This is a genomic window from Limnoraphis robusta CS-951 (assembly GCF_000972705.2).
The window spans coordinates 1-14,357 of the sequence record NZ_LATL02000032.1 but is presented as its reverse complement, the minus strand read 5'-3'; the positions used below and the strand labels follow the sequence as shown (position 1 = coordinate 14,357).

Here is a 14,357-nt window from a genome sequence, read left to right as displayed (position 1 = left end):
AGCATAACCCATCAAGTTGAAACCTCTTGTGATCTTTCAAATGTGCTATAATCGGAATACATGATGTGTACAACGATGAACCGACAAGACGTAATAGATGCTTATCAAGCGGGACAACGAACATTTCAGGATCTCGAAGATATTGATCTTACAGGTGTTGATCTCAGCTATAGCAATATAACAAATCTAAAAAATGTGCTGTTAGAAGGCGCAAATCTCAGCCATAGCAATATAGCAAATCTAGAAAGTGTATTGTTAGAAGGAGCCGATCTTAGCTACAGCAAAATAACAAATCTGTATCATGTTTATTTACAAGGAGCCGATCTTAGCTACAGCAAAATAACAAATCTGTATTATGTTTATTTACAAGGTGCAAATCTCAGCCATGCCGAGTTTGAGAGGGGAAATTTTGAATATCTCGAAGATGTTGATCTCACAGGTGTTGATCTCAGCTACAGCAATATAAGCGAACTTAAAAATGTGCCGAAAAAGCTAGAACCAAACGATTTTGGTGCCAACCTTTCCGGAAGTGCCAATGACGTTGCTAACCAGTCAAAGCATGGGTTGCGCGTTTTTGAGGAGTGAGGATATCGTCAACCGGACCTCACCGGTGGTGGATGCTCAGACAAACTTCCTCGAAATCCATCGAGTTTTATCACTGACGCCCAGTGCGGCGCTCGACGTATCCCATCCGTTTCACTATTTTCGGCTTTGTTTTTCTCGAAGATGTTGATCTCACAGGTGTTGATCTCAGCTACAGCAATATAAGCGAACTTAAAAATGTTTGTTTACAAGGAGCAAATCTCAGCCATAGCAATATACTATATCTAGAAGATGTATTGTTAGAAGGAGCCGACCTCAGCTACAGCAAGATAAGCGAACTTAAAAATGTTTGTTTACAAGGAGCAAATCTTAGCCATGCGACCTTAGAGTCAGCTTTTGAAGATGTAGACTTTCAAAGAGCTAATCTCAGTCATGCCGATTTAGGAGGGGATTCGTGTGTTAATTTTTATTATTGTGATTTAAGTGAAGCAAACTTGAGCAATACACGTTTGTTCTATGCTATTTTTTGGTGGCATTGCTGTTTTACAGGAGCTAATTTTAGTAACGCTCGTTTTTGTGAGGTTTCGTGGCACGAGTCAAGTAGGAGCGGTCAGCCTCTAGTTGATTTGCGCCAAGTTAATTTCACGAATGCCTATTTTTATGATGCGCGTTTTTATGGATGTAATCTCAGTCACTCAACTTTTCACAACGCTAATCTTCAAGGTACATTTATTAGTGATTCTTGTCTCTGTGACTTGACTGGAGTGAGTTTGGAGGGCGTTTTTCTCAATAGTAATTGGCAATACTTTCCTAAGATAGTTTACCCTTCGGAGTTAGAAGCAATTCTACTAAAACCAGGATTAGATCTTAGTGGTATTGATTTACAAAATCGTCGGCTTAATGAGCTTAATTTCAGCAAAGTTAATTTAACCGGTGCTAATTTAACGGGTGCTGATTTAACGGATGCTAATTTAACGGATGCTAATTTAACGGGTGCTAATTTAACAAGAGCTAATTTAACGGGTGCTAATCTAACGGGTACTAATTTAACGGGTGCTGATTTAACGGGTGCTGATTTAACGGATGCTAATCTAACGGGTGCTAATTTAACAAGAGCTAATCTAACGGGTGCTAATCTAACAGATGCTAATCTAACAGATGCTAATCTAACGGATGCTAATTTAGCTCAAACTTCATTAAAAAAAGCCCTATTTAAAGAAGCTAATTTAACGAATGCTTTATTTCTTACAGAAGAGCATTTGAAAGAAGCAATTTTTGCAAATACAATCATGCCGAATGGTACTCTCCTGTAAATTTTTTTCTGGAGTTAACAGAAAAATTGAATGAATAAAAACCACGAAATACAGAGAAAAACCAGAGAAAACATTCGTGTTCTCTGTATGTTCTTGGTTGGTTTTCACCCTACAATTTTAAGGGGAAAGGCGGGTGACAGTAAAAAGTTTGGGATTTCAACAGTTCATATGATATCCGACTAATCAATCATCCCAAGTGTAGGGGCGGGTTCTACAAGATTTTTACGACTACTCCAAGATTGAGATAAACCCGCCCCGCCCCCATAATAAAATTAATCAACCGGACATCATATCAGTTATGGGTTGTCACCCACCCTACACTAGCGGATGCCCATGAAAGGGAACATTTGGAATACTGACGTTTAATTGCAGTCAGAGCATCATCAAATCAGAGGAATTTCGGTGGTGTTGCAGTGAATTAGAGGAATTTTTGGGAGTTGTAGGGTTTCTTCCCCGGGTACGATGGGAATAGGGCGCTCACTTTTTGTTGAATTTTCAAGCATTTTGTGGCTGCAAAAAATGCCATTTTGGCAGTTGCCATCTCTCAACTCATGCTATTTTTTTTTAAACAACTTTTTACACCCTGCCATCAATTTATTGAGGGAGCATTTTATGATACCTATTAACATCTTAGAAAACGTCAAGGACTTTTTAGTTCGACTGGTCAAGGATACAAGCTTCCGCGAACAACTCCAAAATAACGTTGCTGATCAGGCGCAGCAATTCTTACAGGATAAGGGCTACACATTTTCTCAGGAAGAATTTGAAACCGCTTCAATTCAACTGCTTGATCTCAAAGAACGGGATGAGTTTCACGAATTGACAGAAGCGGAATTGGTCGGTGCAATTGGTGGGTATATCAGGAATGGGAAACGGCGCTTTCGGCGGCCAAAGCCCATTGAGGACCCAATAGTGCAGCCCATGTATGGGGTAATCATTGATGACCCAATACTGCAACCCATGTATGGCGTTGTCGTTGAACCCATTGATGATCCCAAATTTCAGCCCATTTATGGGGTAATCGTTTCAGAATAGGATTAATTGAATTCGATTAATCAAGACTCACCACAGGACCAATGTTGAGGGATTGCTATGGCATACCGTCGAACGAGCTACGCGGTTTGGGAAATTACTCTAAAATGCAATTTAGCCTGTAGTCATTGCGGTTCAAGGGCAGGACAGGCTCGTGAACAGGAATTGTCCACCCATGAAGCCCTTGATCTGGTGCAGCAAATGGCAGAGGTGGGGATTACGGAAGTCACATTAATCGGAGGAGAAGCCTTCCTGCGCCCCGACTGGCTGCAAATTGCGGAGGCAATTAACCGGGCAGGGATGCGGTGTACGATGACAACGGGGGGCTATGGTATCTCTCTAGAAACCGCCGAGAAAATGCACCGGGCGGGAATTGCCACTGTTTCCATCTCCGTCGATGGTCTAGAAGCCACCCATGATCGCCTCCGAGGTCGCCCCGGTTCCTGGCAATGGGCGTTTAAAACGATGGGTCATTTGAAACAGGTTGGTATTCCCTTCGGTTGCAATACTCAAATCAATCGTCTGTCAGCCCCAGAGTTTCCCCGGATTTATGAGAAAATTCGAGATGCTGGCGCTCGGGCATGGCAGATTCAGTTAACGGTGCCGATGGGAAACGCTGCCGATAACAGCGAAATTTTACTTCAGCCCTGCGAATTGCTGGCGGTTTACCCGATGTTAGCGCGGGTTGCTCAACAGGCAAAAAAAGACGGCGTTCAGATCCAGCCCGGAAATAATATCGGTTACTACGGCCCCTATGAACGGTTGTTGCGGGGGCGGGGACAGGAAGATGACTGGACGTTCTGGCAGGGCTGCAACGCAGGTCTTTCAACCTTGGGAATTGAAGCAGATGGCGCAATTAAAGGGTGTCCTTCCTTACCGACAAAAGCTTACACGGGTGGCAATATCAGAGAGCGACCCTTGCGAGAAATTATTGAAGCCACTGAAGAACTTCGGTTTAACTTGAATGCCGGAACTGCTGAGGGAATGGCTCACTTGTGGGGATTTTGTCAAACCTGTGAGTATGCCGAACTCTGTCGGGGGGGCTGTACTTGGACTGCTCATGTGTTTTTTAATCGCCGAGGTAATAATCCCTACTGCCATCATCGGGCTTTAGCTCATGCGGATCAGGGAAAACGGGAACGGGTTGTGCCGAAAGTCCAGGCGGTCGGATTACCCTTTGATAATGGAGAGTTTGAGTTAGTTGAGGAACCTCTAAATGCTCCTTGGGTTGAGTCTGATCCTCTACATTTTACAGCCGATCAGATTCAATGGCCTGAGCATTGGCACGAACAACCCTCAAAACTTCTTAGTCACAAATGATCAAGTCATGGCAGAACATCTAAAAACTGAGTCCTTTTCAACCGATTCAAACCTGTTAGAGACAGTTGCACCCACTCCTTCCCCTCTTCTGCCCCGTTCGGCTTGGAAAAGTCAATTGGCTAGAACAAGAGCATTACTAAAGGCAAAACAAGCCCTGGATCGAGAAGAATTGCAATTTGATTTTTCTAGGACTTCTAAAAAATCAAGTAACTCTTGATGAATCAACAGCTCAAGTTTTTCCGATACTTTTTCAGCAAGCCCTATATATTTCTGGAGTTATAGCACTACGCATAAGGATTAGGACATTGGTAAATGCTGAAAATATTTTCTGCTGGCACTTTTGCCTCTTGCCTGTTGCCTTTTGCCGATTCAAGTAGCGCTATAACAGAAAAATAGAATGAATAAAAACCACGCTCGACACAGAAAACACCAAGAGGGAATCTTCGTGTCTTTGTGGTGAATTTTCCCCTTATAAAATTAATTGTAATGATTCGGGATAAATCATCTCAGCCAAACGACTCCCATCATCTTGATAGGTTAAACCAATTTGAATAAAATCAGCAGGTTTATAAGGTAAACGTTCCGCCCATTCTATCGCCGTAATTCCAGGTGGAACTTCTCTTCCTTCCCAATACAATTCAATATTTAAGTCTTCAATTTCCGAGGGTTCCAAGCGATATAAATCCAGATGATAGAGAGGAACACGCCCAGAATGATATTCATTAATCAAGGTAAAAGTAGGACTTTCAATATTTTCAGGAATCTCTAACCCTGCACCCAAACCTTGAATTAATGTCGTTTTTCCAGCCCCTAAATCTCCTTCGAGTAACAGAATAGAACCTGGAGAAAGAGCTTTTCCTAAACACTCCCCTAAATGATGAGTGGCTTGAGAATCCGCTAGAAAAACCGTGAGCGTTACAGACATTTTAAACCTTGATGTTAAGCGTGAGAATACCAGCGTAATAAAACTTGAGCTAACCGTTCAGAATTATGACGCACATAACCCGTTTTTTCATCGACTTCAATCACATTCGTTAATACAATTCTTCGCCCTAACTGTTTAACGACATCTCGATCTAAAACCACCGGATATGATCCTTCTTGGGCATATTTAATTAAAGATTGGGCGAGAGGGACTTTTCCCTGAACTAACACCGCATCAAATAAACGACAACCACAGGCATTATCAATCGCTAAAATATGATCACCAACGGTATAACCATCGGTTTCTCCCGGTTTGGGTCATGGCATTACAAACATAAATCCGAGGAACATTTGCAGAAGCGATCGCCTGGGCAATTTCTGGCACTAATAAATTGGGAATTACACTGGTATATAAACTCCCCGGCCCGATAATAATTAAATCCGATTCAACTATGGCTTGAATTGCGTTGGGGATAGCAGGGGGNGATATGATCCTTCTTGGGCATATTTAATTAAAGATTGGGCGAGAGGGACTTTTCCCTGAACTAACACCGCATCAAATAAACGACAACCACAGGCATTATCAATCGCTAAAATATGATCACCAACGGTATAACCATCGGTTTCTCCCGGTTGGGTCATGGCATTACAAACATAAATCCGAGGAACATTTGCAGAAGCGATCGCCTGGGCAATTTCTGGCACTAATAAATTGGGAATTACACTGGTATATAAACTCCCCGGCCCGATAATAATTAAATCCGATTCAACTATGGCTTGAATGGCTTTGGGTAAGGCAGGAGGATCAGGCGGAATGCAGCCAATTTTCACAATTTTGCCTTTGGCTTCAGTAATACTTGATTCGCCATAAATTCGCCGACCATCCTCTAATTTTGCCCACAAATGTACATCACTCAAGGTTGCAGGTAAAACTTGACCGCGAATGGCTAAAACCTTAGAACTCGCCGCAATTGCCCGTTCTAAATCCCCTGTAATATCGCTCATGGCGGTTAAAAACAGATTGCCAAAACTGTGACCACTTAAGCCATCACCCGCTTTAAAACGGTATTGAAACAGTTCTGTTAAAAGCTGTTCTTCATCGGCTAAAGCGGCGATACAGTTGCGAATATCTCCCGGAGGTAGCACCCCAATTTCCCGGCGTAAGCGTCCAGAAGACCCGCCATCATCAGCCACCGTGACAATTGCCGTAATATTAGCACTATAGGGTTTTAAGCCGCGTAACAGCGTGGATAAACCCGTTCCACCCCCCACCGTGACAATTTTCGGCCCCCTCTGCAAACGACGATGGGCCAGCAACCGATCCACCAGATGATCATCACCTTCCGGCATCAACACTTGAGTAATAGAATTTAAAGTGCGAGTTTGACCCCAAAAGATTAACATCAGACCCATAATAATCGCCAGAGGCCCAGATATGAAATTGGGAAGAACAGTCGTGATCAACCCCAAAATATCCTTAAGCAGTTGCAGCAGGTAAAAAATAGGAGTCATCCCCGTCCAAACGGCTAACCCCAAACTGGTGAGGAGTATTCCCGCCACACTCATCAGTAACCAGCGTTTCACCAACAGTCCCGGCGCCAACCATTTAAACCACTGTTGCAGACGACGGGGGGAATGACTGCTTGACCAACCTAGAATATGCCTAGATTTCGCTAATCTGCGTAGGTTGTGTTTCAATGAACTATTTGACATCGATGAAAACCTCAGAGGTATCAACAGGATTTGAACAACTGATGCAATCAAGATTTCGGAAGGGTTGAGTTGTTCGTTGTTTCCATCCCCTCCTGTTTTAGTGTGAGCATCCCCTTTGCAGGTCTATCTTCTCATACAATATAAGGCAACAGGGAACAGGCAAAAGCGCAAAGTGCGGTCTTGGGGTCTCCCCAAGTGGAGCGCGAACTCGCGACTTGGCGGTTTCCGTCGAGAGCGAAGTTCGTAAGAGAGCAACTTTGCAAGAGAGGCGTTCATGCAAAAGGCACAAGGGCAATATTGATAACTGGTCAGGTGATTACTGTTGACTGTAAACTGTAAACACTCTGTACAATAGATGATCACAGCGATCAAGTGGCCTTTTGTGCAGAAGATCTCATGCCCCATGATGATGAAACTTTAATAGAGCTACAGGGGATTAGCAAGTCTTTTGGAAATAACGTTATTCTCGATGACGTTGACTTGAATATCCACCGAGGACAAGCTCTAGCGATTATCGGCCCTTCGGGAACGGGTAAATCGACTATCCTGCGAATTATTGCGGGGTTACTGATACCGGATGCGGGTGAGATTTATATTAAGGGTCAGAAACGTAAAGGTTGGGTTGATGATATTCGTGATCCGATTGGGATTGGGATGGTATTTCAAAATGCGGCTCTATTTGACTCGTTGACGGTGAGGGAAAATGTCGGATTTTCGCTCTATCAACATACTAAATTGTCTCATCAAACCATTGAAAAGTTAGTCGATGAAAAGTTAGAAATGGTCGGATTACCGGGGATTGGCGATCGCTATCCGGCTGAACTTTCTGGCGGAATGCGAAAACGGGTGAGTTTTGCTCGTGCAATTTTACCTAATCCTGAAAATCCGGCTGATAATCCGGAAGTCATCCTCTATGATGAACCCACCGCAGGTTTAGATCCGATTGCTTCGACGGTGATTGAAGATTTAATTCGTGAGCTTCAAAATAATGGAGGAGCAGCCAAGACTTATGTGATGGTTACTCACCAAGATAGCACGATTCGACGAACGGCCGATGAAGTGATTTTTCTTTACAAAGGAAAGATTCAATGGTCGGGAAGCGTTGATCAAGCCTACAGCACCGATAACCCCATTGTACGACAGTTTTTTAGCGGCAGTGTGAACGGGCCGATTCAGATTTTGACTTAAGGATTTATTTACGATTGTGAGAACAATCTGCACAGCTTTAAAAAATAAAAATATCCTAAAAAAATTGTTAAAAATGACCAAAAGTGTTCTCCAGCTCAATGTTATTGTTCAAGATAGCTATGATTAAATAACGAGGAACATCAGCTCCAAGTCTTTATATTTTTTTAATGCCATCCGATTGAAAAGGGAATAGGATATCATGCGATCGCGAGCAATTCGAGAAGGTTCAGTTGGGTTATTAACGTTGTTAGGATTAAGTTTATTTGGAATGGTTGCCTTCTGGGTTCAGGGCTTGCGTCTCGATAACACAGGCTATCAAATTCGGGTAGAATTTCCTGAAGCGTCTGGAATGCAGCCGGGAACACCTGTGCGATATCGGGGAGTAAAAGTTGGTCGAGTTCTTGATATAAAACCCACTTCTAATCAAGTCGAAGTCCGCTTAGAGATCACCTCCTCAACGTTAGTGATTCCTCGTGATGTGATGATTCGCTCTAGTCAAAGTGGATTATTGAGTGAAAATTTTGTTGATATTATTCCGAATCAGGCTTTATCTGAGGAAATGAAAGATGAAAATCCCCTCAGTTCCGACTGTCCTGAAACGATTATTTGTAATGATGTGCTGCTGTCTGGAGAAAGCGGAGTGAGCTTAGAACGATTGATTGCTTCTATGGTAGAATTTAGCGAACTTTATACCAGTCCTGAACTGTTTAAAAACCTGAATCAAGCGGCACAACGCACCGCATTAGCCGCCGATGAAGTCTCCAAACTCAGCACAAAAATGACGGAGTTAGTTGAAGTAGCGCGGACAGAATTGGGAAGTGTCAGTAATTCAGTTGATGAGGGAATTGGCTCTTTTTCAACGGAATTAAATTCAATNTTAGTTGAAGTAGCGCGGACAGAATTGGGAAGTGTCAGTAATTCAGTTGATGAGGGAATTGGCTCTTTTTCAACGGAATTAAATTCAATTTCAGCTACCTTACAAGACTCAACGAATCAAGTTACACGCGCAACAATTGAATCGGCAAATTCCGTTCAACGCGCGGCTAATGAAGTCAGTACAATTAGTAATGAAGTACAGATTTTAATTGCAAGTAACCGTTCCACACTCGCCAATACCCTCAAAAATATTGAACAAATTACCGGGGAACTGAGCGTTACGGCGGCGAGTATTAGTCCCCTACTCAATCAAATCGAACAAGGAAGTTTGTTAACCAATTTAGAAGTCTTATCGTCGAACGCAGCAGAAGCTTCTGAAAATTTATTAGATCTCTCGAAAGCTGTTAACGATCCCCAAACTTTAATCCTACTCCAACAAACCCTCGACTCGGCGAGAACAACCCTACAAAATGTCGAAAAAATCACCTCTGATGTCGATGATCTGATCGGTGATCCGAAAGTTCGCCAAAATCTGCGAGAAATCATCAACGGCTTAGGAAATATTCTCGCCTATAGCGATCAGTTAGAACAGCAAACCAAACTAGCAAAAACCCTCGCTCCTCTGTCTGAGGTACTGGAAGACACAGAAGCGATCGCCCTAGAGCGAGATTTATCAAAGCTTGAAGAAAAACCCTTTCCCGACAAGCCGAAAATCGTTCGTCAAACTCAGTGATCGATATCACTCAGACTCTAGGGGTGAGTTCACAAAATTTCCCCGAAAACTATCACCCCGATTATTTCTCAATCGTGAGAAAATCGTAAAGTCGAGTCTATAATTTCCTGTATGGATCAAGTTAATCTCCTCCCTGGTGCCATTAATGAAATCATCGCCTCGGTTACAGATCNTTCACAAAATTTCCCCGAAAACTATCACCCCGATTATTTCTCAATCGTGAGAAAATCGTAAAGTCGAGTCTATAATTTCCTGTATGGATCAAGTTAATCTCCTCCCTGGTGCCATTAATGAAATCATCGCCTCGGTTACAGATCACCACTGTCTTACCCAAGCTGATCGCTATGGACTGATGGCGGCTGTGCTGGATGAATCTCTCAACGAAGAGGAAAGACGCTCTATTGATAGACTACTCCGTTCTGTAGTTCGAGGACGGGTTAAAGTCGTTGAAGATGTCTCTAAAACCGATTAAACAAGACTGCTCCCCTATTTTCTTGATCAACTCGACCACTCGATACAAACTTAAAGGTCAGGAGCTAAACTAAATTGAGATAACCTGCAACAAATTCTCGAATATATTGTGCCACCACATCGGGAAGTTCTTGGGGTAAATTCTCACCGCCCGGTTTGACAACCTGTAAATTTGCCATTGGTGCGAGAACAGAATAAGATTCACTCATCGATAATGAGATGGGTTTGTCGTGAGTTCCTTGTAAAATTAGGGCAGGCGCTCTCAATACAGATAAACGTTCATCGAGCAATTCTGAGCGATACTCCGCCCAACGTCGCTTAAATAGAAGTCGAGAAGCACCCACAAAATTCAGCATTTGTTGTCTATGTTGTAGAGTTTGTTTGACTTTTTTCCCCTGTCCTACCAATTTGGCAAACGGATAAATCAGTTTTAAAAGCAAGTATAATGGAGCCGGCCGATGAGCTAACCAGCGCCGCCAACGCCAACGTCCTTCTTGATAACTCGCCTTTACACCTTCAGGAGAAATCAGCACTAAACGCCTGACTCGTTCGGGATATTTCAGGGCAAAACTAGCCGCTATCCACCCCCCCAAAGAGTGACCCACTAAACAAACATCGTCTAACTTCAGGATGTTTAGATATTCAGCTAAACTGTCTACAATTAAATCAATAGAGTAATGAATATTGGGAGAATCTGATTCCCCGCAGCCGAATAAATCTGGTGCAAAACAACGATATTCGCCACACAAATACTCAAAGACAGGCAACCATTGACTGCCATCATGCCACGCTCCATGTAAGAATACAAGGTTAAGACCTGATTGACCCATTTCACGCCAGAACATTTGACCCTGAGACAATTTGACACGAGAATGATGAATCTGTTCAAACATCGCTACAATTTCATTTAATCAGTTTAATGAACAGGAAATTTCAATCCGTCTGTTGGTGTTTATAACCTAAAAAATTCTGAGAAGCTAGAGGAATAAAGCATCCCTAGAATTAATCGGGTTGTCTTTTCTCCTCTAACTATTTCTCTCCTCTAGTCGGGTTGCTAAGTTNACACGAGAATGATGAATCTGTTCAAACATCGCTACAATTTCATTTAATCAGTTTAATGAACAGGAAATTTCAATCCGTCTGTTGGTGTTTATAACCTAAAAAATTCTGAGAAGCTAGAGGAATAAAGCATCCCTAGAATTAATCGGGTTGTCTTTTCTCCTCTAACTATTTCTCTCCTCTAGTCGGGTTGCTAAGTTTTGTTCATTTTTAGCAAACTTTCAAATCGATGTAAATTAGGATAAACTGAGTAGGATTCAAAAAGAGATCATCTGATCAGGTTACGCTAATGTGGTGCGACCTTCCAAGTAATCTTGTATTTGGCGATCATAGTCATGGCTAAGGTTATCTTTGGGTATTGACTCACGACTAAAGGCTTTGACTTCACTAATTTCTAGTTGATCTAAAATTTGAATTGTACCTTGAACTTCAGCTTCAACTAAAATACAGATTGAATGTAGTCTCGAATCGCGATCAGGTGCAGAATAAACCCCAACCAAGCGACCGATTTTCACTAATTCTAGTCCAGTTTCCTCGGCGAGTTCCCGTCTCATGGCGGTGGGAATGTCTTCGCCCCAGTCTACCATGCCTCCCGGTAAAGCCCATTTGCCGTTATCACGACGTCGAACCAGAATAATTTGGCCATTCGGCAAAATAGGGACAATACTCACGCCTGTGACTGGATGACGAAAGATAATCCCTAATACGGTTTGTCCGAACTGCCATAACCGTTTGACAGATTCTACCAATGCCTATAACCTCTAATCTGGGGTAAACAGTTTGAGAACTTCCGCCGGATGATCGGCTGGCTTGACTTTACGATAAATCGTCATAATCTTACCGTCTGCATCAATGACAAATGTATGACGATAGACACCCATAAACTCTCGACCCATAAACTTTTTTAACCCATAACTCCCATAAAGGCTAGCAACTTTTCCCCCTTCGTCAGACAATAAGGGAAAGGGAAGCTGATGTTTTGTGGTAAATTTTGTATGAGATTTAGCATCATCTGTACTCACACCCAATACCCCAATATTTTGAGAGCGGTATTCAGCATACAGATCGCGAAAACCACAAGCTTCTTTCGTACATCCGGGAGTATTATCACGGGGATAGAAATACAACACTAGAGGTTGTCCGCGAAAATCACTTAAACTCACCGCATTTCCTTGGGNATGTTTTGTGGTAAATTTTGTATGAGATTTAGCATCATCTGTACTCACACCCAATACCCCAATATTTTGAGAGCGGTATTCAGCATACAGATCGCGAAAACCACAAGCTTCTTTCGTACATCCGGGAGTATTATCACGGGGATAGAAATACAACACTAGAGGTTGTCCGCGAAAATCACTTAAACTCACCGCATTTCCTTGGGCATCCGGTAATGTAAACTCAGGAGCTAGATCGCCAGGGTTAAGAGTCATTGGACGTGAGAGTTTTAGGATAAGATTGTTGTGTTAGCACTCATATTATGTCTGATCGAGGCTTTTTCTTCCAAATCCGGAAATATTAATTCCGCCTCGGGCTTAAACCTCAACTCAGTTTCGTTTGATTGTCAAGGATTTTAGAAAGAGTGCAAGATCAATGTTTCAAGCAACTCGTCGTCGTTTGGCAATTTGGTATACCAGTGTTACCGCCGTTTTGTTATTATTATTTGTCTGCGGCTTCTTTTTGTATTTTCGCAATACTTTGATTGAACGTATTGATGATACGCTGAATCATGTGGTGGAAGTGATTGAGCGATCGCTGGTGATTGAATCGGTTTTCCCAACGGAAAGGGAAATGTCAACTTACGGTGAGTTTCAGGTCAATATTGAAGCCAGTTTCCGCAACAATGCTCACGCCACAGATGATGATCGCATCGATATCGAATGGTTTAGCCCAACCGGGGAGTTATTATGGTCTACTCTGTCAGAACCGTTAAATCTTCCCCTTCATTTCAATCGCAATGGGGAAACAGTTCATATCCCTAAGCTTACTCAAGCTGAGACTATTTTACTCCGACAAGTCACCGATCGCATTGAAATTGGTCGTCAGGTGTTGGGATATCTGCGAATTAGTCATCCTTGGTTTGAAGTGACAAAACCGACTCATCAGTTAATGATTGATTTGACGCTGGGTGCGATCGCGGCGATTATCTCAGCAGGGGGGATGGGTTGGTTTTTGTCGGGTTTGGCGATCGCTCCGGTGAGAGAATCCTATCAACGCTTAAAACAGTTTACCGCAGATGCGTCCCACGAACTGCGTAGTCCGATCGCCACGATTCAAACCAACGTTCAGGTGAGTTTAGCCGAACCGGATCTCAACCCGAATGAACGTCAACAACTGCAAGTGATCGAACGTTTAACCCGTCGTTTAGGGCGTTTGGTGGATGATTTGCTGTTTCTCGCCCGTAGTGATAGCGGAATTGTGCAATCTCAGTTTGTTGCGGTTCCCCTCGATGCGGTGTTGATGGAAGTGGTCGAAGAACAAAATGCGATCGCTTTGGCTAAAAAAATTCGCCTGAAGCTGGATTTAGTCGATCCGCCACTGCCTGAAGTTGAAACGTCTGATCCGGACAGCTCTAACCGTTCTGCTAGTTTAGAAGATTATTTTACCTTGACGGGGGATTGGGATCAACTGGTGCGTTTGTTTACCAATTTAGTGGATAATGCCATACAACATACTCCTGAAGGGGGTGAAGTCAGGGTTCAACTGCAATGGACTCCCAAAGGAAAGCGTCTGTCCCTGAGTAAAGGAACCGAATCTGGAGAAAAACCGAGTTCTCAATTTGAGCGACTTCAAGTTCTGGTCAGCGATACCGGAATGGGAATTCCCCCTGAAGCTTTACCTCAGATTTTTGATCGCTTTTATCGGGTTGATCCGTCTCGCAGTCATCGCCGCAATCAAGGATCGGGACTGGGACTGGCGATCGCTCAAGCGATTGTTCAAAATCATCAGGGTCAAATTCGGATTGATAGTGAAGTTAACCAGGGAACGACCGTTACTGTTATTTTACCTGTTCATCGGGGGGAATGACAGTTTACAGTTATCAGTGACCAGTTATCAGTGACCCTTACGGGTTCGTGCATAGAGCAAAGTTTTTGACATACTCCCCATTTCTAAAGAAAGGGGATTCTCCAAGCAAGAGCGGATTTGGATTACTGGTTCATTGACAACCCTTACAGCCAACTGGTTTC

The 14,357-nt window shown here is 43.0% G+C and carries 12 protein-coding genes and 4 pseudogenes; 9 read left to right on the top strand and 7 right to left on the bottom strand.

Annotated elements, in window-relative coordinates:
- The first annotated feature begins 75 nt into the window (after window positions 1–75).
- The 4 genes from WN50_RS02580 to WN50_RS02565 all read left to right on the top strand — a co-directional run bounded on the left by WN50_RS02580 (window position 76) and on the right by WN50_RS02565 (window position 4,208).
- Complete coding sequence (locus WN50_RS02580) at window positions 76–585, top strand: pentapeptide repeat-containing protein (protein WP_049557746.1); 510 nt, start codon at window positions 76–78, stop codon at window positions 583–585.
- Between the two features lie 83 nt (window positions 586–668).
- Window positions 669–1,856, top strand: coding sequence for a pentapeptide repeat-containing protein (locus WN50_RS02575; RefSeq protein WP_049557744.1), 1,188 nt, complete (start codon window positions 669–671; stop codon window positions 1,854–1,856).
- 612 nt (window positions 1,857–2,468) lie between these two features.
- Window positions 2,469–2,891 carry a Nif11-like leader peptide family natural product precursor gene (locus WN50_RS02570; protein ID WP_046277257.1) on the top strand — a complete coding sequence of 141 codons (423 nt, stop codon included), beginning with the start codon at window positions 2,469–2,471 and terminating at the stop codon, window positions 2,889–2,891.
- Window positions 2,892–2,948: 57 nt separating this feature from the next.
- Window positions 2,949–4,208, top strand: a complete 1,260-nt coding sequence (locus tag WN50_RS02565) for a nif11-class peptide radical SAM maturase 3 (protein ID WP_046277258.1) — start codon at window positions 2,949–2,951, stop codon at window positions 4,206–4,208.
- A 469-nt stretch (window positions 4,209–4,677) separates the two neighbouring features.
- Here WN50_RS02565 and tsaE read toward each other — a convergent pair whose 3' ends face one another.
- From tsaE to WN50_RS02545, 3 genes and pseudogenes are all read right to left on the bottom strand, one after another.
- Window positions 4,678–5,133, bottom strand: coding sequence for a tRNA (adenosine(37)-N6)-threonylcarbamoyltransferase complex ATPase subunit type 1 TsaE (gene tsaE, locus WN50_RS02555; RefSeq protein WP_046277260.1), 456 nt, complete (start codon window positions 5,131–5,133; stop codon window positions 4,678–4,680).
- Window positions 5,134–5,147: 14 nt separating this feature from the next.
- Window positions 5,148–5,616: pseudogene (locus tag WN50_RS31715) on the bottom strand (gluconeogenesis factor YvcK family protein); the annotation flags it as partial.
- 1 nt (window position 5,617) lies between these two features.
- Window positions 5,618–6,845: gluconeogenesis factor YvcK family protein (locus WN50_RS02545; RefSeq protein WP_049557751.1), on the bottom strand; the 1,228-nt coding region annotated here is incomplete at its 3' end.
- Window positions 6,846–7,241: 396 nt separating this feature from the next.
- Between WN50_RS02545 and WN50_RS02540 the strand changes: the two genes are divergently transcribed.
- From WN50_RS02540 to WN50_RS02530, 4 genes and pseudogenes are all read left to right on the top strand, one after another.
- Window positions 7,242–8,033, top strand: a complete 792-nt coding sequence (locus tag WN50_RS02540; protein ID WP_046277262.1) for an ABC transporter ATP-binding protein — start codon at window positions 7,242–7,244, stop codon at window positions 8,031–8,033.
- Between the two features lie 199 nt (window positions 8,034–8,232).
- Window positions 8,233–8,909: pseudogene (locus WN50_RS35750) on the top strand (MlaD family protein); the annotation flags it as partial.
- Window position 8,910: 1 nt separating this feature from the next.
- A pseudogene (locus tag WN50_RS35745) lies at window positions 8,911–9,642 on the top strand (MlaD family protein); the annotation flags it as partial.
- A gap of 256 nt (window positions 9,643–9,898) precedes the next feature.
- Window positions 9,899–10,114: a hypothetical protein gene (locus WN50_RS02530; protein ID WP_046277264.1), complete on the top strand. Its 216-nt coding sequence runs from the start codon at window positions 9,899–9,901 to the stop codon at window positions 10,112–10,114.
- 64 nt (window positions 10,115–10,178) lie between these two features.
- On the opposite strand, the gene WN50_RS02525 is transcribed toward WN50_RS02530, so the two are convergent.
- From WN50_RS02525 to WN50_RS35735, 4 genes and pseudogenes are all read right to left on the bottom strand, one after another.
- Window positions 10,179–11,006, bottom strand: coding sequence for an alpha/beta fold hydrolase (locus WN50_RS02525; RefSeq protein ID WP_046277265.1), 828 nt, complete (start codon window positions 11,004–11,006; stop codon window positions 10,179–10,181).
- A 447-nt stretch (window positions 11,007–11,453) separates the two neighbouring features.
- The gene (locus tag WN50_RS02520) at window positions 11,454–11,921 is read right to left on the bottom strand and encodes an NUDIX hydrolase (RefSeq protein ID WP_046277266.1); all 468 of its coding nucleotides are present in this window, start codon (window positions 11,919–11,921) and stop codon (window positions 11,454–11,456) included.
- Window positions 11,922–11,933: 12 nt separating this feature from the next.
- Window positions 11,934–12,349 (bottom strand): annotated as a pseudogene (gene bcp, locus WN50_RS35740) (thioredoxin-dependent thiol peroxidase); the annotation flags it as partial.
- A gap of 1 nt (window position 12,350) precedes the next feature.
- Window positions 12,351–12,602 (bottom strand): peroxiredoxin (locus WN50_RS35735; RefSeq protein WP_235440808.1); only part of this gene is annotated, 252 nt, incomplete at its 3' end.
- A 160-nt stretch (window positions 12,603–12,762) separates the two neighbouring features.
- On the opposite strand from WN50_RS35735, the gene WN50_RS02510 reads away from it, so the two are divergent.
- Complete coding sequence (locus WN50_RS02510) at window positions 12,763–14,196, top strand: sensor histidine kinase (protein ID WP_046277268.1); 1,434 nt, start codon at window positions 12,763–12,765, stop codon at window positions 14,194–14,196.
- Window positions 14,197–14,357: the final 161 nt, after the last annotated feature.

Bases quoted from the DNA above. Each gene is read 5' to 3' on its own strand.
- WN50_RS02580 (WP_049557746.1), top strand. From the start codon at position 76: ATGAACCGACAAGACGTAATAGATGCTTATCAAGCGGGACAACGAACA.
- WN50_RS02570 (WP_046277257.1), top strand. From the start codon at position 2,469: ATGATACCTATTAACATCTTAGAAAACGTCAAGGACTTTTTAGTTCGA.
- WN50_RS02565 (WP_046277258.1), top strand. From the start codon at position 2,949: ATGGCATACCGTCGAACGAGCTACGCGGTTTGGGAAATTACTCTAAAA.
- tsaE (WP_046277260.1), bottom strand. From the start codon at position 5,133: ATGTCTGTAACGCTCACGGTTTTTCTAGCGGATTCTCAAGCCACTCAT.
- WN50_RS02540 (WP_046277262.1), top strand. From the start codon at position 7,242: ATGCCCCATGATGATGAAACTTTAATAGAGCTACAGGGGATTAGCAAG.
- WN50_RS02530 (WP_046277264.1), top strand. From the start codon at position 9,899: ATGGATCAAGTTAATCTCCTCCCTGGTGCCATTAATGAAATCATCGCC.
- WN50_RS02525 (WP_046277265.1), bottom strand. From the start codon at position 11,006: ATGTTTGAACAGATTCATCATTCTCGTGTCAAATTGTCTCAGGGTCAA.
- WN50_RS02510 (WP_046277268.1), top strand. From the start codon at position 12,763: ATGTTTCAAGCAACTCGTCGTCGTTTGGCAATTTGGTATACCAGTGTT.